Annotated in this window: 18 protein-coding genes and 1 tRNA gene; 14 read left to right on the top strand and 5 right to left on the bottom strand. The window is 66.3% G+C overall.

What is annotated here, in order from left to right; translation table 11 throughout:
* The first annotated feature begins 2 nt into the window (after positions 1 to 2).
* The 3 genes from LCM32_RS16550 (at position 3) to LCM32_RS16540 (ending at position 3,647) form a co-directional block, all read left to right on the top strand.
* Entirely contained in the window at positions 3 to 791 is a 789-nt protein-coding gene (locus LCM32_RS16550; protein ID WP_224822201.1) for a hypothetical protein, read from the top strand.
* 2 nt (positions 792 to 793) lie between these two features.
* Positions 794 to 1,576, top strand: a complete 783-nt coding sequence (locus LCM32_RS16545; RefSeq protein ID WP_224822200.1) for an HNH endonuclease — start codon at positions 794 to 796, stop codon at positions 1,574 to 1,576.
* Positions 1,577 to 1,757: 181 nt separating this feature from the next.
* Positions 1,758 to 3,647, top strand: coding sequence for a TniQ family protein (locus LCM32_RS16540; protein ID WP_224822199.1), 1,890 nt, complete (start codon positions 1,758 to 1,760; stop codon positions 3,645 to 3,647).
* Between the two features lie 149 nt (positions 3,648 to 3,796).
* Here LCM32_RS16540 and LCM32_RS16535 read toward each other — a convergent pair.
* A tRNA-Arg gene (locus LCM32_RS16535) sits at positions 3,797 to 3,873 on the bottom strand.
* A 276-nt stretch (positions 3,874 to 4,149) separates the two neighbouring features.
* Between LCM32_RS16535 and LCM32_RS16530 the strand changes: the two genes are divergently transcribed.
* A complete protein-coding gene (locus tag LCM32_RS16530; protein ID WP_224822198.1) occupies positions 4,150 to 5,076 on the top strand; it encodes an N-carbamoyl-D-amino-acid hydrolase in 927 nt (308 codons plus the stop codon).
* Positions 5,077 to 5,078: 2 nt separating this feature from the next.
* On the opposite strand, the gene LCM32_RS16525 is transcribed toward LCM32_RS16530, so the two are convergent.
* Positions 5,079 to 5,978 carry a LysR family transcriptional regulator gene (locus LCM32_RS16525; protein WP_224822197.1) on the bottom strand — a complete coding sequence of 300 codons (900 nt, stop codon included), beginning with the start codon at positions 5,976 to 5,978 and terminating at the stop codon, positions 5,079 to 5,081.
* Between the two features lie 153 nt (positions 5,979 to 6,131).
* On the opposite strand from LCM32_RS16525, the gene LCM32_RS16520 reads away from it, so the two are divergent.
* The 6 genes from LCM32_RS16520 to LCM32_RS16495 are packed head-to-tail and all read left to right on the top strand — an operon-like array spanning position 6,132 to position 13,491.
* Positions 6,132 to 7,100: an ABC transporter permease gene (locus tag LCM32_RS16520; protein ID WP_224822196.1), complete on the top strand. Its 969-nt coding sequence runs from the start codon at positions 6,132 to 6,134 to the stop codon at positions 7,098 to 7,100.
* A complete protein-coding gene (locus LCM32_RS16515; protein ID WP_224822195.1) occupies positions 7,097 to 7,993 on the top strand; it encodes an ABC transporter permease in 897 nt (298 codons plus the stop codon). Before LCM32_RS16520 ends, LCM32_RS16515 begins: the two co-directional genes overlap by 4 nt.
* A complete protein-coding gene (locus LCM32_RS16510) occupies positions 7,990 to 8,967 on the top strand; it encodes an ABC transporter ATP-binding protein (RefSeq protein ID WP_224822194.1) in 978 nt (325 codons plus the stop codon). Before LCM32_RS16515 ends, LCM32_RS16510 begins: the two co-directional genes overlap by 4 nt.
* Entirely contained in the window at positions 8,964 to 10,013 is a 1,050-nt protein-coding gene (locus tag LCM32_RS16505; protein WP_224822193.1) for an ABC transporter ATP-binding protein, read from the top strand. Before LCM32_RS16510 ends, LCM32_RS16505 begins: the two co-directional genes overlap by 4 nt.
* A complete protein-coding gene (locus tag LCM32_RS16500; RefSeq protein WP_224822192.1) occupies positions 10,010 to 11,581 on the top strand; it encodes an ABC transporter substrate-binding protein in 1,572 nt (523 codons plus the stop codon). The genes LCM32_RS16505 and LCM32_RS16500 overlap by 4 nt, the downstream gene beginning before the upstream one ends.
* Complete coding sequence (locus tag LCM32_RS16495) at positions 11,578 to 13,491, top strand: CocE/NonD family hydrolase (protein ID WP_224822191.1); 1,914 nt, start codon at positions 11,578 to 11,580, stop codon at positions 13,489 to 13,491. Before LCM32_RS16500 ends, LCM32_RS16495 begins: the two co-directional genes overlap by 4 nt.
* Before the next feature lie 78 nt (positions 13,492 to 13,569).
* On the opposite strand, the gene LCM32_RS16490 is transcribed toward LCM32_RS16495, so the two are convergent.
* Both LCM32_RS16490 and LCM32_RS16485 read right to left on the bottom strand, forming a co-directional pair.
* Positions 13,570 to 15,006 carry a TrkH family potassium uptake protein gene (locus LCM32_RS16490; protein WP_224822190.1) on the bottom strand — a complete coding sequence of 479 codons (1,437 nt, stop codon included), beginning with the start codon at positions 15,004 to 15,006 and terminating at the stop codon, positions 13,570 to 13,572.
* A 242-nt stretch (positions 15,007 to 15,248) separates the two neighbouring features.
* Complete coding sequence (locus tag LCM32_RS16485; protein WP_224822189.1) at positions 15,249 to 16,709, bottom strand: aminotransferase class V-fold PLP-dependent enzyme; 1,461 nt, start codon at positions 16,707 to 16,709, stop codon at positions 15,249 to 15,251.
* A gap of 211 nt (positions 16,710 to 16,920) precedes the next feature.
* Between LCM32_RS16485 and LCM32_RS16480 the strand changes: the two genes are divergently transcribed.
* The 4 genes from LCM32_RS16480 (at position 16,921) to modC (ending at position 19,916) form a co-directional block, all read left to right on the top strand.
* On the top strand, positions 16,921 to 17,292 hold the full coding sequence (locus LCM32_RS16480; RefSeq protein WP_224822188.1) for a winged helix-turn-helix domain-containing protein: 372 nt from the start codon (positions 16,921 to 16,923) through the stop codon (positions 17,290 to 17,292).
* A 72-nt stretch (positions 17,293 to 17,364) separates the two neighbouring features.
* Positions 17,365 to 18,126, top strand: a complete 762-nt coding sequence (modA, locus tag LCM32_RS16475; protein WP_224822187.1) for a molybdate ABC transporter substrate-binding protein — start codon at positions 17,365 to 17,367, stop codon at positions 18,124 to 18,126.
* Entirely contained in the window at positions 18,127 to 18,834 is a 708-nt protein-coding gene (modB, locus tag LCM32_RS16470) for a molybdate ABC transporter permease subunit (protein WP_224822186.1), read from the top strand.
* Positions 18,831 to 19,916 (top strand): molybdenum ABC transporter ATP-binding protein, encoded by a 1,086-nt coding sequence (gene modC / locus LCM32_RS16465; protein WP_224822185.1) that lies wholly within the window; start codon positions 18,831 to 18,833, stop codon positions 19,914 to 19,916. The genes modB and modC overlap by 4 nt, the downstream gene beginning before the upstream one ends.
* Here modC and LCM32_RS16460 read toward each other — a convergent pair.
* Positions 19,913 to 20,779 carry a helix-turn-helix domain-containing protein gene (locus LCM32_RS16460; RefSeq protein ID WP_224822184.1) on the bottom strand — a complete coding sequence of 289 codons (867 nt, stop codon included), beginning with the start codon at positions 20,777 to 20,779 and terminating at the stop codon, positions 19,913 to 19,915. The genes modC and LCM32_RS16460 overlap by 4 nt on opposite strands.
* Positions 20,780 to 20,833 lie beyond the last annotated feature (54 nt).

Raw genomic sequence — 20,833 nt, 5'->3', positions numbered from 1 at the left:
ACATGGCTGAGGATCACGTTGAGGTAAATCGGGACGGTCTGTCGCGCTTGCAGTCGGCTGCGGAGGCATTCGCCCGAGCCGAGGTCGACCGTATCGCCGGGGCAGTCATCGACGATCTGCGCTCTCAATCGGCCAACGACACGTTCGGCGATGTCGCGGCGCGTAGTCTGTGGGACGAATATTGCTGGTCGCTTCAGGAGGGACCATTCGATGGCGACATGGGCTGGGACGATGTTCGCCTCGGCTCACTGTCGGGGGCATTCGAAGACGTATTGCGCGCATCTATCCAGACCGAGGTCGAGAAGCTTCCCAGGCACACGCTCGTTTTGCTAAGCGCGCAAGCTTTCGAGGAAGACGACGACAGCGACGAAGAGGAACGCCTCGGCAGCATCTGGATAGACGGGATCGTGTCTCTCGTCCTCGACGAGGTGAACAGCCGCGCATCACGCCGGACCCTAGACCTCATCGGTCCGCACCGCGGCGACGTGATCGGCTACGAAGTTGAGGGCTCGGGGATGGTCTGGTCAGTCCTGTCGGACAGGGGCGAGGTGCTGGACCTAATCGCCAGCCATGCCGACGCGTTAATCGATCCGGAAGGCGACTTGTCCGATCTCGCCGAAGATATGGTCGAAGCTTTTATGGCCGCGGCGGCCGAGGACGACGAGGGCGCGGTCTTCTCGGTCTTCCTCGAGTACTTCGAAGACGAGGTGCGCGCCCTTGTGAGAGAGAAGGATGTCGTGCCTTCTATTGAGGACATTCGGGCGCGGCTAGTCGAACGGCTGGACGCCTGACTATGACTGTTGTCGAGACGCCCCAATCCTTCGTTACCCGCCAGGAATGCGAGAAGGTCACCTACCAGAACGGCTTCCGGCGCCCCCATGGTGAATTCGATGGCTGGCAGCAGTACAGTTCGACGACCGCGCAGGGGTCAATCTGGCTTGCTCGGGACACTTCCGGTGCTTGGCTCCTCGCCCTAGATCACGCCGGGGTCATTGCAGAGATTGGGATTGAGGCGTGCGTTGCTGCAGGGCCAGGCCTCGCACGGTTCCGGCTTGCCTCGCTGGCACTGCTTTATGGCTTGATGCCAAGAGTTTACGAGCTTGCCGCAAGCCTTCCCGACGCACCACTTCAGGAGTTTCTTCACCGCACCAAGAACTTGCCGAAGACGACGGAGGCGGAACGCCTTGTGGTCCAGCGTGTCGGCCAGAACATCTTTCGTGAGCGTCTGATCAAATACTGGCGGGGGCGATGCCCTCTGACCGGGATTGTCGACAAACCGCTTCTCCGTGCCTCTCACATCAAGCCATGGCGCGACTGTGAAAACGACGCAGAGCGTCTGGATGTCCATAACGGCCTGCTTCTGTCGGCTCTTTGGGACGCCGTATTCGATGGCGGTCTGGTGACTTTTGGAAATGACGGCATCCCGGTCTTTTCGGCGAACCTCAGCGAGCAGGCACGTGCGCGACTATGTTTTGATCGGCCAGTCGATCTGACCGACAAGCATAGGGTCTTCTTGGACTGGCACAGGACGAAGGTATTCGACGTCAAAGCGCCTGACGCCGCGCATGCTGATTGAGCCGGGTGGCCAAGCAGCGTCGCGAGAGCAACGCCGCTCCGCTCGAGCTTGCCTTCTGCCTTGCCCATGCCCGTCGCAAGTTCGCCGACGCACATGTCTCTACCTGCCGCTGCAGCGAGTGGCGACTTCGCTTCCGATCGCGGAACGGATATGAAGCCGCGCACCCAAACACATGGGGCGCTTGAGTACACAGGAGTTGTATTTGCAAGGGAAACTTGCCCTTACGGTGGAGCCCGTTGACCGCGAGACGCTCCCGTCGCTGTTTTCGCGCATGGCAATCCTGAATGGGACGAACGTTGTCAACTTCGCCCTCGATCTCGGTACCACCTTTCGACGTATCCTGGAGCATGACGAAGAGGCCGTCGCGATTTTTGCAGAACGCGCAGGGCTGTCGGCCACGCAGCTCGCCGAGCTGCTCTCTTGGACAGGTGAACGCATCGGAGACGTCCGGATGCGGTTTCGGAAGGAAGTTTTCGTCTCGCGGGCCCTACGAAACCCGATCATTCGAGGTTGTCCACACTGCATGCGTGAGCATGCCGCCGATCAGCCCCATCCATTGCGGCACATTGCCTTGCGGGGGGACTGGCTCTGCAGGGGCGTTGATATCTGCCACCAGCACCACCATCCGCTGGTTCCCTTGTGGTCTAGCTCGCGCCCCATCGAACGGGATGATATTGGAGCGAGATTGGCGGAAATCCTGCCAGACCTGCGAGCAGGATCATTCGATTGCGTGCGCATTGACCCTACCGACTATGATCTTTGGCTTGATAAGCGTCTCTTGCAGGGTATCGCTGCGGACGACACATGGCTGGCCTCACAGCCGGTGTTTCCGGCGATCACGCTCTGTGAGTTTATCGGTGCAGCCTTGCTGCGCAAACAGGGCCAGGCCCCGGACGATCGGCGCGCCAAGGCCATGGGCTTTGCCTATGTCTCGCAAGGCCCTGATGGGGTCCGAGCGGCTCTGGACATCCTCATGCGGTCACAGGACGGCGGTCACATCGTGACGCAGGGCGAATTGGGTCCGCTATTCAAACACCTCAGAAGCATCTACCTTGATGACGATGCCTTTGCGGGCTTTCGCGGGATCCTTCGTGACTATTTTCTGGAGATCTGGCCCTTGGCGCCAGGTGATGACCTTCTCGGGCAGGCCGTGACAGAGCGGCGCCTTCACTCCCTCACGTCAGCATCAAAGGAAACCGGCATCGGCCCGGCCGTTCTGGATGATTTCTTGACGGAAGCAGGCGCGTTCGCGCCCAGTGACGCGCGTGCCGATGCCCGCAAGACCTTTGATGCGAAGGCCTGGCAGCACGTCCTTGATGAAATCCCGACGCTGGTTGGTCCCATTGCGCTGCGAAAGGAAATCGGCGCGACCCTGGCCGAATTGAACGGGTTGAAGGCAGACGGTGTCCTTGTCCCGAGGACCAACGTCACAACGATCAAATCGCCTTGGCGGATTGCGGATGGCCAAGCTCTTCTTGAGGAGTTGGAGGCCTATGCGCAGCCGGTTGCTCCGGAGGAGCTAGGGTGGGAGACGATCCAACTCGTTCACAAGCGGCTGGACCTTCCTGTTGGCGAGATCATTGCGGCCATCCGGATGGGGTCTCTGCGCCTTGGTCAGCGTCCTGATGTTTTCGGTTACCACGGGCTTGTGGTGGAAATCGCCGAGGTTGCAGCGTTCAAGGCGAAGGTCGCCCCGAAGCGCAAGCCATCGACCAGCCAGGAAGAGATGACCGCAGCAGCCTTCGCCCGATCGGCGGGTATTCGGGGGAAAGGTCAGTTCCTGGCTCTGATCGAAGGGGGTCACACGCCTGCGAGGCTGGTTTTGAATCCCAAGACCAGGCGTCGGGAATGGCGCATGAGCCGCGACGACATCGCTGCGTTTGAGGCCAGCTACACGACACCCTCAATGCTGTCGGCCGAAACAGGCGCGCATTTGAACACGATTCGGGCGGTTCTGCAGAGCGAGGGGGTCCAGCCGTTCCGCCCGAACGGCTTGGGTGTCGGACCGGTCTATCTTCGCAACGCTGTCGAGCCGGTTGTGGCACTCCTGAAAACTCAGAGAGGTAAGTGATCGACAGCCACGGGTTGTGCTGAAAAACCGTTCTATCCCAGTGTGCTGGTAGAAACCTGCGACACGGCATCCCAAGCCTCTTGACAGGGGCTGTGCATGGAAACCGCCAAAACGTGCAAGCTTATGCTTCATTGGCAATTTCAGAATAGTGGCGACCCCTGAAGGACTCGAACCCTCAACCTGCGGATTAGAAGTCCGCTGCTCTATCCAGTTGAGCTAAGGGGCCACGCCGCCCCTCGTAGGATCTTTTGCCGGGCCGCGCCAGTGGCTTTCGCGGCAGCCTTCGGGCGCCGGACGCTGAACTTTGCGGCATCTCCCGCCGCATCCCCCGAATTGGCGCGTCTTTCCCTTCCCTTTACGCAGTATGGCTGACAGTCTCCGCGCAGTCCGCAGTCAGGTCCCCCCGGCCATTTCAGGCCGTGTCGAGGGCGACGCGGGCACCCCCGTTTTCCGGCGGCGAAGCCCGAAGGCCCGCCGCGCTTTCCGAAAAGGCCCTTACGACATGACGAAACTGATGATCGGCGCCGCGCAGATTGGCGGCATCCAGAAGGCAGAGACCCGCGAAGAGGTCGTCGCACGGATGATGAAGCTGATGGACGAGGCGCACGAAAAGGGCGTCGAATTCCTCGCCTACCCCGAGATGACGCTGACCACCTTCTTCCCGCGCGAATACGTCGAAGACCGCTCCGAGATGGACAGCTGGTTCGAGACAGAGATGCCGAACGCCGCGACCCAGCCGCTCTTCGACCTCGCGCAGAAGTACAAGATGGGCTTCACCTTCGGCTACTCGGAGCTGACCCCGGAAGGCGAGCACTACAACACCTCGATCATCGTGTCGCCCGAGGGTGAGATCGTCCTGAAGTACCGCAAGACCCACCTGCCGGGTCATGCCGAGTACGACGAGAACCGCGCCTACCAGCACCTCGAGAAGCGCTACTTCCTGCCCGGCAACACCGGCTTCCAGGTCGCCGAGAACCAGGGCGTGCTGATGGGCATGGCGATCTGCAACGACCGCCGCTGGCCGGAAACCTGGCGCGTGATGGGTCTTCAGGGCGTCGACCTCGTGACCATCGGCTACAACACGCCCTCGCAGAACACCCACGGCAAGGAGGTTCAGATCGAACAGAACCTCTATCACAACGAGCTCAGCTTCTGTGCCGGCGCCTACCAGAACGCCTGCTATGCCATGGGCATCGCGAAATGCGGCACCGAGGACGGCAACCACATGATCGGCGGCACGCTGATCGTGGGCCCGGAAGGCACCGTGCTGGCCAAGGCCGAAGGCGAGGGCGACGAGCTGATCGTGGCCGAGGCCGACTTCGACAAATGCGCCTTCAACCGCCAGAACGTGTTCAACTTCGCGGCCCACCGCCGGATCGAGCACTACGGCCTCATCTCGTCGCAGACCGGCGTCGTGAAGCCCTCGTAAACTTACGGCTTCAGCAGCGCCTGCAACCGGGCGCTGCTGAGATCCACGAAGGCCTGCGCCGTCTGGCTGAGCGGCGTTTCGGTACTCATCGCGAAAGCGAAATTGTGGCTCAGCGCGGGCGACATGGGCCGGTGGGTGATCGGCAGGTGGTCGTAATCATGGGCCATCAACTCGTTCACCAGCGTGACCCCTAGCCCCGCCGCCACCAGCGAACAGGCCGACATGACGGAATGCGCCTCGACCCGCACCTGCGGCTTGAAGCCCGCGGTCCAGAACGTCTCGTCGATCTCGCGCCGGGGCGCGCGCATCCGGCCCAGCAGGATCAGCGGCTCCCCCCTCAGGTCGTTCACCGTGATCTCGGATTTCGCCGTCAGCGGGTGGTCATCGGGCATGACGCAGACCGTGCGCGCCCGGATCACCGGCGTGACCGAGAGCCCCGGCCGCTGGATCGGAATCCGCAGGAAGCCGACCTCGGCCCGCTCGTCCAGCAGCATCCGTTCAATCGTGTCGTAGGGGCCGGTGTGCAACTCGACCTGCACAAGGTCGTTCTGTGCCAAAAAATCGCGCAGAATGCCCGGCATGATCGACAGGGTCAGGCTGCCCGGCACCGCCACCCGCAGGGTGATCGCGGTGGAATTGCCCTGCCTCAGCTCCCGCGCGACATTGGCCAGCTGCGCCCCCCGGTCCACCAGACCGAAGATCTGCCCCTGCAGCAGGCGGCACTCTTTCGTGGGCACGAGGCGGCCCCGGTCCCGCAGGAAAAGGTCAAGTCCAAGCTCTTGTTCCAACTGAGAAATCCGGCGTGATACGGCGGATTGCGTGATCCCCAGGTGGGCCGCCGCCGCCTGCGTCGAACCGGTTTCGATCACCGAGCGGAAGGTCTCCAGAAGGCCGAGTTGCATCGCTCACATATTCCCAATTCGACATATATGTCGCCGCTTTCGTCATAATCTTGCATAGACTCGAATCGTCTCGCAAGCTTTCCCGAAACAGGGACACAGCTACACCGCCATGCGACCAGACCCGGCGCCGCGCCCCGTGGGGGGCCTGCCACAATGACCGTCTTCATCCTCCGCCGCGTGCTTCAGGCCATCCTCGTGCTGGCCATCACGTCGCTCATCGTCTTCCTCGGGGTCTACGCCATCGGCGACCCGCTGGAGATCCTCCTGCCCGCCGACGCCACGATGGCCGAACGCGCGCAGGTGGCCGCCTCGCTGCACCTCGACCAGCCGCTGCCGCTCCAGTACCTCAACTTCGTCTCCTCGGCCCTGCAGGGCGATTTCGGGCGCAGCTTCGTCTACAACCGCCCGGCGCTGGAGGTGATCTTCGAACGGCTGCCCGCGACGCTGGAACTGGTCACGACCTCGCTGGTGCTGTCGCTGGTGATCGGCCTGCCGCTGGGGCTCTGGGCCGGGATGAAGCCGGGCTCGCTGACGGATGAAAGCGTCATGACCGGTTCGATCCTCGGCTTCTCGCTGCCGAACTTCTGGCAGGGCATGATGCTGATCATGATCTTCTCGGTCTGGCTGGGCTGGCTGCCCTCCACCGGGCGTGGCGATACCGGCACCGTGCTGGGGCTGCACACCTCCTACGCGACGTGGGACGGCTTCGTGCACCTGCTGCTGCCGGCGCTCAACCTCGCCATGGCGCAGATCGCCCTCGTCATCCGCCTGACCCGCACCGGCGTGCAGGAGACGATGCCGCTCGACTTCGTGAAATACGCCCGCGCCCGGGGCCTGAGCGAGCGCCGCATCCTCTTCGTGCATGTGCTCAAGACGATCCTGATCCCCATCGTCACCGTGCTGGGGATCGAGTTCGGCAGCCTGATCGCCTTCGCCGTGGTGACAGAGACGATCTTTGCCTGGCCCGGTGTCGGCAAGCTGATCATCGACTCGATCAACATGCTCGACCGGCCCGTGGTGGTTGCCTACATCCTCGTGATCGTCACGATGTTCATCCTGATCAACCTGATCGTCGACGTGCTCTACTCGCTGCTCGACCCCCGCATCCGGAGCCGCGCATGACGAGCATCGCCCTTCTCAAAGGCGAGGGCATGGTGCCCCGCATCGCCCGCGGCATGCTGGGCAGCCCCAAGGCCACCCTCGCCTTTATCGTCTGCCTCGTGCTGATCCTCGCCGCGGTCTTCGCGCCGATGATCGCGCCCCAGAACCCCTATGACCTGAACGAGATCGACTTCTTCGACGCCAAGCTGCCCCCGATGAGCGAGGGCTACAACGGCATGACCTATATCCTCGGCACCGACGGACAGGGCCGCGACATGTTCTCGGCCATGCTCTACGGGCTGCGGACCTCGCTCGCCGTGGGCGTCACCGCCGGTGTGCTGGCCATGGTCGTGGGCACCGCCATGGGGCTGCTTGCCGCCTATCGCGGTGGCGCCATCGACAGCGTGATCATGCGCTTCGTCGACCTGATGCTGGGCTTCCCCACGATCCTTGTGGCGCTGATGATCCTCGTGGTCTTCGGGCAGGGCGTGGACAAGGTGATCCTCGCGCTGGTCTTCGTGCAATGGGCCTATTTCGCCCGCGCCGTGCGGGCCACGGCGCTAGTGGAAAGCGGCAAGGAATACGCCGAGGCCGCGCGCTGCCTCGGCATCCCGGCGTGGCGGATCATGTTCGCGCATATCCTGCCCAACTGCCTGCCGCCGCTGATCGTCATCGGCACGATCCAGGTGGCCTCGGCCATCGCGGCAGAGGCGACGCTCTCCTTCCTCGGCATCGGCCTGCCGATCACCCAGCCCTCTCTCGGGCTGCTGATCTCGAACGGCTACCAAGTCATGCTGGCCGGGCTCTACTGGATGTCGGTCTACCCGGGCCTGCTGCTGCTGGTGCTCGTCTTCTCCGTCAACATCGTGGGCGACCGCCTGCGCGAGATCCTGAACCCGAGGCTGGCCCAATGAGCGAGACACTGCTGGAGGTGCGCAACCTCAAGACATGGTTCGAGACGCCCAAGGGCACGGTCAAGGCCGTGGACGGCGTGGACCTGACGCTGAACCGGGGCGAGATCCTGGGCCTCGTGGGCGAAAGCGGGTCGGGCAAGTCGATCACCGGCTTCTCCCTGCTGGGCCTCGTGGACCCGCCGGGCAAGGTGGTCGAGGGCTCGATCCTCTTCAAGGGCGAAGACCTGCGCGCCGCGTCGAACAAGCGCCTGCAGGCGCTGCGCGGCGACCGGATCGCGATGATCTTCCAGGACCCGATGATGACGCTGAACCCGGTTCTGCGCATCGGCACCCAGATGATCGAGACCGTCCGCGCCCATGCAAACGTGTCGAAGGCCGAGGCCCGCGCCATGGCGCGCGACGCGCTTGGCATGGTGGGCATTCCGCGCCCCGAGGAACGGATCGACGCCTACCCGCACGAGTTTTCGGGCGGGATGCGCCAGCGGGTGGCCATCGCCATCGCGCTGCTGCACAAGCCCGACCTGATCATCGCGGACGAGCCCACCACGGCGCTCGACGTGACGATCCAGTCGCAGATCCTCTCCGAGGTGCAGAAGCTGACCCGCGAGATGGGCATGGGCCTGATCTGGATCAGCCATGACCTTGGCGTGGTGGCCGAACTGGCCCAGAACGTGGCCGTCATGTACGCGGGCCGGATCGTGGAGCGCGGCACCGTGGATCAGGTCCTCGACACGCCGATGCATCCCTACACCCGCGGGCTGATCGACAGCCTGCCGATGGAAAACGACCGCGGCCAGCCGCTCAAGCAGATCCCCGGCAATGCGCCGCCGCCGCTGGGACGGCCCGAGGGCTGCCCCTTCCGCCCGCGCTGCGGCTTTGCCACCGATGCCTGCCTGTCGGAACCCTCCGAGACCGGCGATCTGAGCCGGGGCTGGCGCTGCTTCCACCCGCTTGCGCAGGAGGTCACTGCATGAACCAGCCGCTGATCAAGGTGGACACCGTCACCAAGCATTTCGTCCGCAAGACCGACGTGGCCGAACGGATCGCGATCCGCGCGGGCCTCGCCGAGGAGCCCAAGATCGTCCACGCCCTCGACGAGGTCTCGCTGGAGATCGCCAAGGGCGAGGTCGTGGGCCTCGTGGGGGAAAGCGGCTGCGGCAAGTCCACGCTGGGCCGCGTCGTGGCCGGCATGTTGCCGGTGACCGCGGGCTCCGTCGCCCGCGACGGGCAGGACATCGCCACGCTGAAGGGCCGCGCGGCCAAGGCCAACCGGCTCGCCACGCAGATCATCTTCCAGGACCCGATGTCGTCGCTCAACCCGCGCAAGAAGGTGGGCGAGATCATCGGCGAGGCCCCCCGCCTGCACGGCATCGTGCCGCGTGGCGAGGTGCCCGCGCTGGTCGAGAAGCTGATGGGTCAGGTCGGCCTCGACCCGGCCATGGTCAACCGCTACCCGCACCAGTTCTCGGGCGGGCAGCGGCAGCGGATCGGCATTGCCCGGGCGCTGGCGGTGAACCCCGACTTCCTCGTCTGCGACGAAAGCATCGCGGCGCTCGACGTCTCGATCCAGGCGCAGGTGATCAACCTGCTGGTCCAGCTCAAGAAGGACCTCGGGCTGACGCTGCTCTTCATCAGCCACGACCTGTCGGTGGTGCGCTACATCTCGGACCGGGTGGTGATCATGTACCTCGGCCGGGTGGTGGAAAGCGCGCCGACGGATCAGATCTTCGACCGCCCGCGCCATCCCTACACCCAGGCCCTGCTGGAGGAGATCCCCCGGATCGACCGGCGCGGCCACCGGTTCAACACCGTGAAGGGGGAAATCCCCTCGCCGGTGAACCCGCCCAAGGGCTGCCATTTCCATCCGCGCTGCCCCTTCGCCATGGACATCTGCCGTCAGGAGCGCCCGCCGCTCGTCACGGCCGAGACCGGCCATACCGTCGCCTGCCACCTGAACGCCGGCACCGGACAACTGCCTGCAACGACAGAACAACAAACCCAACAAGGAGTAACCCAATGAAACTGGCGAAATCCGCCGCACTGGCCGCGCTGCTGGCCAGCACGATGCTGGCGCCCGCCTGGGCCCAGGACCTGACCATCGGCCGCTCGTCCGAGCAAAGCTCGATCGACCCGCAGTTCTCGCGGACCGGCAACAACCAGATGACCTCGACCATGTTCTTCGACCGTCTGGTGAACTTCGACCAGAACCTGCAGATCTCTGCCGGTCTGGCCGTCAGCTGGGAAAACGACGATCCGACCACCTGGACGCTCCATCTGCGCGAAGGCGTCACCTTCCACGACGGCTCGCCCTTCACCGCCGATGACGTGATCTTCTCGCTGGAACGCGCCGACGAGGTGCCGAACTCTCCCGCGCCCTACACCGACATGGTGTCCTCGCTGGAGAGCATGGAGAAGATCGACGACCTGACGGTCAAGATCATCACCAACGTCCCCAACCCTGCCCTGCTGGAAAGCATCGGCCGCGTCTTCATCGTCTCCAAAGCCGCGACCGAGGGCAAGGCGAGCGAAGACTTCGCCACCGGCGCGGCCATCGGCACCGGCCCCTACGTCTTCGACGAATGGAAGCCGGGCGAGACGCTGACCATGCACGCCTATGACGGCTACTGGGGTGAACAGCCCGAGTTCAAGGACGTGGAAATCCGCTACATCTCGAACGACGCGGCCCGCGTGGCGGCCCTGCTGTCGGGCGCCGTGGACGTGATCGACGCCGTGCCGCCGCAGGACGTGCAGCGCCTCGACGGCGGCGAAGGCACCCATGTGGTCTCCGAGGCCTCGGGCCGGGTGATCTACCTCGGCCTCTCCATGCGCTTCGATCAGGCGCCGGGCGTGACCGACCTGAACGGCGCCGAACTGGCCGAGAACCCCTTCAAGGATCCGAAGGTCCGCAAGGCGATCTCGCTGATGATCGACCGCGACCTGATCGTGGACCGCATCCTCGGCGGCTCCGGCGTGCCCGCGGGCCAGCTGGTCCCCGAGGTGCTGGGCGGCTACAACCCCGAGATCGGCTATGACACCCCCGATGTCGCCAAGGCCAAGGAACTGCTGACCGAGGCAGGCTACCCCGAGGGCTTCGGCCTGACGGTCTATTCCTCGAACGACCGCTTCCCCGGCGACAGCGATCTGGCACAGGCCCTCGGCCAGATGCTCTCGCGCGGCGGGCTGAAGGTGAACGGCGTCGAGGCGCTGCCCTATTCGGTCTATTCCAAGGCGGCTTCGGCCGGTGACTACGGCGCCTTCGTCTTCTCGCTGGGCTCCTCCACGCCGACCTCGGCGCCGAACCTCCAGTCGCTGCTGCACACCTACGACAAGGAAGCCGGCAAGGGCGCCTTCAACCGGGCGCGCTTCGCCTCCGAGGCCTTCGATGCGGCCCTCGACGAGGCGCTGCAGGAGTTCGACGAGGATACCCGTCTGGCCAAGCTGCGCGACGCCACCAAGATCGCCTTCGATCAAACGCCCATCGTGCCGCTCTACTGGCAGAAGGTGCACTGGGGCCTGAAGGATGGCCTCGACATCGAAGCCGGCCTTTCCGAACAGACCCTTCCCCAGAACGTGAGCTCCACGAAATGACGACGCTGACCACCCCCGCCCCCACTGTATCCCCCGGGACCCTCACGCCGGCCCAGCCGGCGGGGCCGGGGGTGGTCGTGCATCGCGACGTCATGGTCGCGATGCGGGACGGCGTGCATCTGGCCACCGACATCTACCGCCCCGCGGGCGCGGATGGCGGCCCGGACGAGACGCCGCTCCCCGTGATCTTCGAGCGCACGCCCTATGACAAGGCGGGCACGCCGCGGACCGAGAAGTCCGTGGCGCGCCCCGAACCGCTCTCCCGTCCCGATCTGGCGATCAAGCTGGTGCAGGAAGGCTATGTCGTCATCTGGCAGGACTGCCGGGGGCGCTATGGTTCGGAGGGGAGCTTTACCAAGTACCTGAACGAGGCCGAGGACGGCTACGACTCGATGGTCTGGATCGACGGCCAAAGCTTTGGCAACGGCAAGGTCGGCACCATGGGGCTGAGCTATGACGCCCACGTCCAGATGGCGCTTGCCTGCCTCAACCCGCCGGGACTGGCCTGCATGGCCGTGGACTCGGGCGGGTTCTCCAACGCCTTCACCTGCGGCATCCGTCAGGGCGGCGCGCTGGAGATGAAACAGGCGACCTGGGCCTACAACCGCGCCATGGAGGCGCCTCTCGCCTCGCAGGAGCCCCGCATCCTCGGCGCGATCCAGGCCGAGAGCCTGCACGACTGGATGAAGCAGACGCCCTGGACCAAGGGCCGCTCGCCGGTCCGCTGGGATCCGGACTACGAAAGCTACCTGCTGGACCAATGGCAGCACGGCACCTTCGATGACTTCTGGAAGAAGGCGGGCATCTGGGCCGCGGGCTACTACCACGACTTCCCCGAGGTCCCGATCATCTTCATGTCGAGCTGGTACGACGCCTACGTCCGCACCACGACCGAGAATTTCGAGGGCCTGAAGGGCAATGCCAGCCGTCCCCTCACGCTGATCATGGGTCCGTGGACCCATGGCAACCGCTCCCGCTCTGTCTTTGGCGACGTGGACTTCGGCCCCGCCGCCACTTTCGACGGGCAGGTGGACGAAGACTGGCTCGCCTTCCGGCTCACGTTCTTTGCCAAGTGGCTGAAGGGCGAAGAGGTCAGCCCGCGCGATGAGCGTGTGCACCTCTTCATCATGGGCGGCGGCAGCGGCACCAAGACCGCGCAAGGCCATCTGGACCACGGCGGCAAATGGATCGAAACCGCCGACTGGCCGGTGCCCGAAGCTACGCCGCTGACGCTCTATCCTCGCGCGGACATGAGCCTTGGCACGGCGGATGCCGAGAGCACGATCACCTACAGCTACGACCCGGCGAACCCGGTGCCGACGCTGGGTGGCGCGCTCACCTCGGGCGAGCCGATCTTTGCCGGTGGCCCGGTGGACCAGACCGAAGCCGCCGAGTTCTTCGGCTGCGACACGCCGGGGATGCCGCTGATCGCGCGCCGCGACGTGGTCAGCTTCGAGACCGCGCCGCTGGAGGAAGACCTGATCGTCGCAGGCCCTGTGACCGTGCGGCTGAAGGTCTCGACCGATGCGCCGGACACGGATTTCACCGCCAAGCTGGTGGACGTCTACCCGCCCTCCGCCGACTATCCGCGCGGCTATGCGATGATCATCACCGATGGCATCTTCCGCGTGCGCTATCGCAAGGGCTTCGACAAGCCGGAACTGGTGGCCGCGGACGAAGGCGCCTTCGACATCGCGATCGAGCCCTTCGCCACCGCCAACCGCTTTGCCAAGGGGCACCGGCTGCGGCTCGACATCTCGTCGTCGAACTTCCCCAAGTACGACATCAACCCGAACACCGGCGCGCCGGAAGGCACCGCCCGCGACCTGCGGGTGGCGCAGAACACGCTGCACCTTGGCGAAGGCTGCGCGCTGGAGCTTCAGGTCATCCCCGCCGCACTGGTGGAGTGATCTTGCGCGGGGGCCGGTGCGCCGGCCCCTGCCCCGCCCGGCCCCTGCCCCGCCCGGCCCCCGCCCCGCCCGGCGCCCTCAGCGACGCGGGCCCATCGCCGCGGCCTCGCGCAGGAAGAGCGGCGTAAAGAGCACGTAGACCGTCAGCATCTCCAGACGGCCAAGGTACATCCCCACCGTCAGCACCAGTTTCACCGGATCGCTCAGCGTGGCGAAATTGCCCGCGGGCCCGATGATGTTGCCCACGCCGGGACCGACGTTCGCCAGCGCCGTCAGCGCCCCGCTGGTCGCAGTGGAGAAGTCGAGCCCGTAGAACGCCAGCACGATGGACAGCACCATGAAGGTGCCCATGTAGACCACGAAGAAGCTGATCACGCCCGAGAGGACATCCTCTTCGATCGGGCGGCCCTCGTAGCGCATGATCGTTACCCGGTGGCGATAGCGGATCATCCGCAGATGGGCCCCGATCGCGCGGCTGAAGACCAGCCACCGCATTGCCTTGGCGCCGCCCGCGGTCGATCCCGTACAGCCGCCCACCGCCGTCAGCACGAAGAAGGCCACCGCCGCGAAGGGGCCCCAGAGCGTGTAGTCCGTCGAGGCAAAGCCCGTGGTCGTCACCACCGAGACCACGTTGAAGGCCACCTGCCGCAGGGCGGTGAAAAGCTCCATGTCCTTCGCCCAGACCAGCCAGACGGTCAGGCCCGCGATCACCGCCGTGAGGCTCAGCAGCATCGCCTCCACCTGCTCGCTGCGGAACCCACCCCGATGCAGCGCGCGGATGTACCATGCGAAGGGCAGCGCCCCCAGCAGCATGAAGAGCGTGCCCATCCATTGCAGGAAGGGGCTTTCGAAATGGCCGAAGGACGCATCATAGCCGGAGTAGCCCCCGGTGGAGAGCGTCGTCATCGCATGGGTGATGGCATCGAAGGGCGACATGCCCCCGGCAAGGTAGACCAGCGCGCAGAGCGCCACGAGGCCAAGGTAGATTTGCAGCGTGGCCGAGGCAAAGACCGTGGCATTGCGCAGCTCCTTGCCGCCCTTCTCGGAGCTTTCGGTGCGAAAGAGCTGCATCCCGCCGACCTTGAGGATCGGCAGGAGGGCGATCCCCGTGACGATGAAGCCGACACCGCCCACGCATTGCAGGATCGCGCGCCACAGGATGACCCCGTGGGGCGTGGTGTCCAGCCCGCTCATCACCGTGGAGCCGGTGGTGGTGATCCCCGACATCGCCTCGAAGAGGGCATCGACCGGCGTCAGCGCCCAGAAGCAGAGCGGCGCCGCCCCGGCCAATGCGGCGGCGAACCAGACGGAGGATGTCAGCAGGAAGGTATGCAGCCGGTCGAGATCATCGAAATCCCCCGCCGTGGCGACCGAGATCAGCACGCCGATCCCGCCCACGACAAGCGCAGACAGCCCGAAGACGGCCGCCGTGTCCCGGAAGAGGGCCGCGTCCAGCGCCATCAGCCCCGCGAAGAAGACCAGCACCAGCCCGTTGATGAAGAAGACGAAACGCATGCGCACCCCTGGGCCTGTCCGGCCCGGACGCGACGACGGTGGCCCCGGGACAGGGCACCGCCCAGCCGGCGCTCCCGGTCAGGCCATTGGCAGCAAAGCCGCAATTCACGTCGGAATGCAACGGCCCGATTTGCAGGTCCGGCCCCGCGGTGGCGCAAGGCCCGGCCTGCGCTGTCCGGCGTTGGGCAGGGTCCCCGCGCCGGGGTCCGTGACCCGGCGCGGGGGGGACGCCCGCCTGTGCCTCAGGCGCTGCGGCGCGCCTCTGCGACGATGGGCGCAAAGCGGGCGTTGGCGTGATCGGCCTCGTAATGGGCGGCGTTGGCCTCGGCGGTGCGGGCCAGTTCATCCACGGCGCGGATGATCGTCTCGACCTTCTCGTCGCTCAGCAGGGCCGAGAAGTTGAGCCGCACCCAGCCGGGTTTCTGCGTCTCCTGCCCCGCCGCGATGGCGGCGAAGGTCGCGTCGGAAGCCGCCTTGTCCAGCCCCAGCAGGTGGTGCGCATAGGAGCCAGCGCAGGCACAGCCGCCGCGTGCCTGAATGCCGTAGAGATCACTCAGCATCCGGGTGAAGAGCTGGTGGTGCACCAGCCCGCCTGCGGCGTCATGGATGCGGAAGGAAAAGATCGGCAGCGCCCGGTCGGCCCCGGCACAGCCGAGGATCTCGATCCGGTCGTTCTTCTCCCAGACGGCACGGGCCCGCTGGCGCAGCTCTTCCTGTCGCGCGACCAGCGCCGTCACGCCAAGCGCCTCCTTCACCAGCATGACGAGGGCCACGCGGATGTCGCCCACCACATTGGGCGTGCCGCCCTCTTCGCGATGCGCAAGGTCGTCGGAATAGACGTGCCCCCAGGGCGAGACGAAGCTGACGGTACCGCCGCCGGGCAGCGTGGGCGTGCGCCGCCGCGCGATGGCATCGCGCACCACCATGACGCCCGAGGCGCCCGGCCCGCCGACGAACTTGTGCGCCGAGAAGACGACCGCGTCCTTAGCGGCATCGGTGCCTTCGCCCATGTCGATGGCGACATAGGGCGCGGCGCAGGCATAATCCCAGACCGCGAGCGCGCCATGGGCCTTCAGCAGCCGGGTCACCGCCACGGTATCGGTCTCGATCCCGGTCACGTTGGAGGCCGCGCTGAACGTCCCCACCAGCAGGTCCGCGTCCGCGTTCGCCACCAGCGCCGCCTCGATCTGCGCCATGTCCGGCCCGCCGTGGGCGGCCTCGGCGATCTCGATCACCTCGGCGCCGCTCTCACGCCACGGCAGCAGGTTGGAGTGGTGTTCATAAGGCCCGACCAGCACCACCGCGCGGCCGCCCGCGGCCAGCACGCCGGGGATGTCCAAGAGGCCCGCGATCCGGTTCAGCCCCGCCGTCGCGCCGGAGCCGGTGAAGACCACGCTCGTGCCCGCGCCTGCGCCGACGATGCGGGCGATCTCGCCCCGGGCGGCCTCGCGCAGCTTGGTGGAGCGCGCCCCGCAGTAGGAGGCCTGCGTGTGGGTATTGGCGTAATAGGGCAGCACCTCGTCGCGGACGAAATCCTCCACCTGCGCCAGCGCGCGGCCCGAGGCGACGTAATCGGCATAGATCATCGGATGATCGCCCCAGGGCCCTTCGACCACCGCCTTCTCCCCGATCAGCCCGGCGCGTATCCACGACCAGAGGTCAGCGCGGGAGAGCGAGGATTTGAACTGGTCGAGAGCGGTCATCTGGAAGACTCCATAAGGGTTTGAGCGATTTTGACAGCTTCACCGCAAATAGCTTCACCGATTTTCTCGTGCGCGGGTCGGAAAACATTTCGTTTGACCACATGAGACGCGATTATCGGATCAAATTATTGCAAAGCTGAAAAGCGGCGTTTCAGGCGACCCAAATTCGTGATCTCTTGCTCCGCTGCCGCGCTTGGGGAATGATCCGCCCATGAGCGAGACACATGACACCGATCCCCGCCTGCGCCTGCGCATCCATTTCGGCAATGCGATGATGGGGCCGGGCAAGGCCGACCTGCTGGAAAACATCCGCGAAACCGGGTCGATCGCAGCGGCCGGACGAGCGATGTCGATGAGCTACAAGCGCGCCTGGTCGCTGGTGGAAGAGATGAACGCCGCCTTTCAGGCCCCGCTGGTGGAGCGGAACCGGGGCGGCGCACAGGGCGGCGGCACCGCCCTGACAGACATGGGCGAGGCCGTCCTCGCCCATTATCGCCGCCTCGAGGCAATCACCGCCGAAGCCGGGGCCAAGGAGATCGCCGCCCTGCGGGCTCTCGTCAGGGATATGTCCGACGGAAAATAACGCTTGCCCGATCTCGTGTCGACGATATGTTCGCTGAAACATATCCAGATGCATGCCCAGTGGAGGTCCCCCATGTCCGCGCTCCGTCCCCTCGCCCTCGGCCTGATGCTGGCGCTGCCTGCCCTGCCCGCGGCGGCCGACCAGATCACCGTCTTTGCCGCGGCCAGCCTGAAGAACGCGATGGACCAGATCGCGCCCGCCTTTGCCGCCGCCACCGGACACGAGGCCACCGTGGCGCTCGCCGGGTCCTCGGCGCTGGCGCGGCAGATCCAGCAGGGCGCGCCGGCGGATGTCTTCATCTCGGCCAATGAAAGCTGGATGGACACGCTGGAGGACGGGGGCCTGCTGACCGAGGGCACCCGCACCGACCTGCTGGAAAACGCCATCGTGCTGATCGGCCACGGCGAGGGCGCCGACCCGGTGGAGATCACCCCGGCCCTCGACCTGCCTGCCCTGCTGGACGGCGGGCGGCTGGCCATGGCGCTGGTCGATGCGGTGCCCGCAGGCATCTACGGCAAGGCCTCGCTGGAGCACCTCGGGCTCTGGGACAGCGTCGCGCCCTCGGTCGCGCAGGCCGACAACGTGCGCGCCGCCCTCGCGCTCGTCTCGACCGGCGAGGCGCCCATGGGCATCGTCTATGCCACCGACGCCGCCGCCGATCCGGGGGTCAGCGTCCTTGGCACCTTCCCCGCCGACAGCCACCCGCCCATCGTCTATCCTGCCGCCACCCTTGGCGCGGGCAGCGAGGCGGCCAGCGCTTTCCTCGACTACCTCAAGGGACCGGAGGCCGAGGCGGTCTTCACCGCCCTCGGCTTCATCGTGGCGGGAGACTGAATGCTCGACGGGCTGACACAGCCGCTGTCCCCGGCGGAATGGAGCGCGGTGGCCCTGTCACTGCGCGTCTCCCTCTGGGCGACGCTGGTCAGCCTGCCGCTTGGCGTGTTCACCGCCTATGCCCTCGCCCGCTGGCGCTTCCCGGGGCGCGAGTTGCTCAATGGCCTCGTCCATCTGCCGCTGATCCTGCCGCCGGTGGTCACCGGCTACCTGCTGCTGCTGACCTTCGGCACCCGGGGCCCGGTGGGCGGGCTCCTGCAGGAAGTCGGCATCGTCTTCGCCTTCCGCTGGACGGGCGCGGCGCTGGCGGCGGGCATCATGGCCTTTCCGCTGATGGTCCGCGCCATCCGCCTCTCGGTCGAGGCGGTGGACCCCAAGCTGGAGGAGGCCGCCGCGACCCTTGGTGCGCCGCGGCTCTGGGTCTTTGCCACCGTCACCCTGCCGATGATCCTGCCCGGCGTCATCGCGGGGGCGATCCTCGCCTTTGCCAAGGCGATGGGGGAATTCGGCGCGACGATCACCTTCGTCTCCAACATCCCGGGCCAGACCCAGACGCTGCCCTCGGCGATCTATGCCTTCCTGCAGGTCCCCGGTGCCGAGGGCGCGGCGCTGCGGCTGGTGCTGATCTCGGTCGTGCTGGCGCTTTCGGCGCTGCTGGCCTCGGAACTGCTGGCGCGGCGGGTGGCAAAACGGGTGGCGGGCCAATGACGCTCTCGGTCGCGCTCCGCCATGATTTCGGCAGCTTCTCCCTCGATGTGGGTTTCGAGGCCCCGCCGGGGCTGACCGTGCTCTTCGGGCGCTCCGGGTCCGGCAAGACGACGCTGATCAACGCAGTGGCCGGGCTGCTGCGCCCCGATGCAGGCCGCATCGCGGTGGACGATTGGGTGCTGCTCGACAGTGCCGCGGGGCGGTTCCTGCCGCCGCACCGGCGCCGGCTGGGCTATATCTTTCAGGAAAGCCGGCTCTTTCCACATCTGACCGTGAAGCAGAACCTGCGCTATGGCGGGTTCTTCGCCCCGAAGGGCGCCAAGCGCGAGAGCGAGGCGCGGGTCCTCGAGATGCTGGGCATCGGCCCGCTGCTGGAGCGCCGCCCCGGCGCCCTTTCGGGCGGCGAGAAGAGCCGCGTCGCCATTGGCCGGGCCCTGCTGGCCGCGCCGAGGCTGATCCTCGCGGACGAGCCGCTGGCCGCCCTCGACGAGGCCCGCAAGGCCGAGATCCTGCCCTATTTCGAGCGGCTGCGCGACGAGGTGGAGACACCGATCCTCTATGTCTCCCACTCCGCGGCAGAGGTGGCGCGGCTGGCGACACATGTGGTCGTGCTGCAATCGGGCCGGGTGATCCGGCAGGGTGCCGCGGCAGAGGTGCTGGGCGACCCGGAGGTGACCCCGCTGGGCGCCCATGCGGCGGGTGCGCTGCTGGAAACCCGCGTCGTCGCGCATCACGCAGACGGGCTCAGCGAGCTGTCGGTCGAGGGCCAGCGCCTGCTGCTGCCCCGGGTCTCGGCGGCGCCCGGCCAGACCCTGCGGGTCTATGTCGAGGCCGCGGATGTCATGCTGGCCACGCAGCGGCCCGAGCATATCTCGGCGCTGAACCTGCTGGAGGTGCAGATCCGCGCGATCCGCATGGGCGACGGGCCCGGCGCGCTGGTGCAGCTGTCACTGGGGGGCTCCGCCCTGCTGGCGCGGGTCACCCGCCGCTCGGTCGAGGGGCTGGGACTGGCCCCGGGGCAGCGGGTCTTTGCGGTGCTCAAGGCCGTCTCGGTTGCCAAGGGCAACGTCGCGGGCCGCTAGCCGTTCGCGGGATCGACCCTGCGGCGATAGTCGCCCGGGCTCTCTCCGCAGTGCCGCCGGAAGGCGCGGGAGAAATAGGCCGGATCGCCGAAGCCCAGCTGGTAGCCCACCTCGCTGACCGGCAGACGGGTATAGGCCAGCTGACGCCTGGCCTCCTGAAACAGGCGGCTTTCCACGTAGGCGGCAGCCGAGAGCCCGGTGGTCCGGCGCACCAGCCGGTTCAGATGGGTCGTGCTCATCCCGAGGTCCTCCGCATAGTCGGAGATCGCGCGCCGCTTGGCCAGATCGCGCCGCAGCAGCGCATCGAAGCGCATCATGTGGCGCTCGGGCCGGGCGGCGGTCGCCTCCTGCCGGGTCTCCTCCAGCCCGCGCGCGATCCGCGCCCCGATCCACGTGGCAAGGGCCAGCAGCGCGGTGTCCCGGGTGCGGCCCTGTCGCGGCAATTCCTCCCGCACGGCGGCGAAGGCCCCGCGCAGGGCGGCCCCCTCGGCCAGAACGCCGGGCGTCGCCAGCACCGGGCCGCAGGCGCTGTCGGCCCCTAAGAGCGCGGGCAGGTTGTCCACGGGCAGCGTCAGCACATAGCCGCGCGTGCCCTGCCGGAAGCGGAAGCCATGCACGATCCACGGCGGGATCGACACGGCGGCATCGCCGCCAAGCTCTGTCTCGCGCCCGTCGATGGTGACCCGCGCCCCGGGGGTCTCGATCAGGAAGAACTGATGCAGGAAGCCGTGCCGGTGCGGAGAGATCACCCAGTCATGCAGCGCGGCACGGTCGATGATCCGCTCCACGTGCAGGATATCGGGAAAGCGCCCCGTCTCGCCGAAGAGATCGAAGGCGGGAATCATCTGATCTGGCCGCTCCATGTTCCGATATGAACAGTCGTGGCGTGATATGTCCATTATCAGACGCATCTGCGT

The organism is Pseudooceanicola nanhaiensis (genome assembly GCF_020171315.1).
Classification (GTDB): Bacteria; Pseudomonadota; Alphaproteobacteria; order Rhodobacterales; family Rhodobacteraceae; genus Pseudooceanicola; species Pseudooceanicola nanhaiensis_A.
Note: the sequence above shows the minus strand (reverse complement) of the source record. Positions and strands in the feature narration are given on the sequence as shown.

Bases quoted from the DNA above. Each gene is read 5' to 3' on its own strand.
- LCM32_RS16550 (WP_224822201.1), top strand. From the start codon at position 3: ATGGCTGAGGATCACGTTGAGGTAAATCGGGACGGTCTGTCGCGCTTG.
- LCM32_RS16545 (WP_224822200.1), top strand. From the start codon at position 794: ATGACTGTTGTCGAGACGCCCCAATCCTTCGTTACCCGCCAGGAATGC.
- LCM32_RS16530 (WP_224822198.1), top strand. From the start codon at position 4,150: ATGACGAAACTGATGATCGGCGCCGCGCAGATTGGCGGCATCCAGAAG.
- LCM32_RS16525 (WP_224822197.1), bottom strand. From the start codon at position 5,978: ATGCAACTCGGCCTTCTGGAGACCTTCCGCTCGGTGATCGAAACCGGT.
- LCM32_RS16520 (WP_224822196.1), top strand. From the start codon at position 6,132: ATGACCGTCTTCATCCTCCGCCGCGTGCTTCAGGCCATCCTCGTGCTG.
- LCM32_RS16515 (WP_224822195.1), top strand. From the start codon at position 7,097: ATGACGAGCATCGCCCTTCTCAAAGGCGAGGGCATGGTGCCCCGCATC.
- LCM32_RS16510 (WP_224822194.1), top strand. From the start codon at position 7,990: ATGAGCGAGACACTGCTGGAGGTGCGCAACCTCAAGACATGGTTCGAG.
- LCM32_RS16505 (WP_224822193.1), top strand. From the start codon at position 8,964: ATGAACCAGCCGCTGATCAAGGTGGACACCGTCACCAAGCATTTCGTC.
- LCM32_RS16500 (WP_224822192.1), top strand. From the start codon at position 10,010: ATGAAACTGGCGAAATCCGCCGCACTGGCCGCGCTGCTGGCCAGCACG.
- LCM32_RS16495 (WP_224822191.1), top strand. From the start codon at position 11,578: ATGACGACGCTGACCACCCCCGCCCCCACTGTATCCCCCGGGACCCTC.
- LCM32_RS16490 (WP_224822190.1), bottom strand. From the start codon at position 15,006: ATGCGTTTCGTCTTCTTCATCAACGGGCTGGTGCTGGTCTTCTTCGCG.
- LCM32_RS16485 (WP_224822189.1), bottom strand. From the start codon at position 16,709: ATGACCGCTCTCGACCAGTTCAAATCCTCGCTCTCCCGCGCTGACCTC.
- LCM32_RS16480 (WP_224822188.1), top strand. From the start codon at position 16,921: ATGAGCGAGACACATGACACCGATCCCCGCCTGCGCCTGCGCATCCAT.
- modA (WP_224822187.1), top strand. From the start codon at position 17,365: ATGTCCGCGCTCCGTCCCCTCGCCCTCGGCCTGATGCTGGCGCTGCCT.
- modB (WP_224822186.1), top strand. From the start codon at position 18,127: ATGCTCGACGGGCTGACACAGCCGCTGTCCCCGGCGGAATGGAGCGCG.
- modC (WP_224822185.1), top strand. From the start codon at position 18,831: ATGACGCTCTCGGTCGCGCTCCGCCATGATTTCGGCAGCTTCTCCCTC.
- LCM32_RS16460 (WP_224822184.1), bottom strand. From the start codon at position 20,779: ATGGAGCGGCCAGATCAGATGATTCCCGCCTTCGATCTCTTCGGCGAG.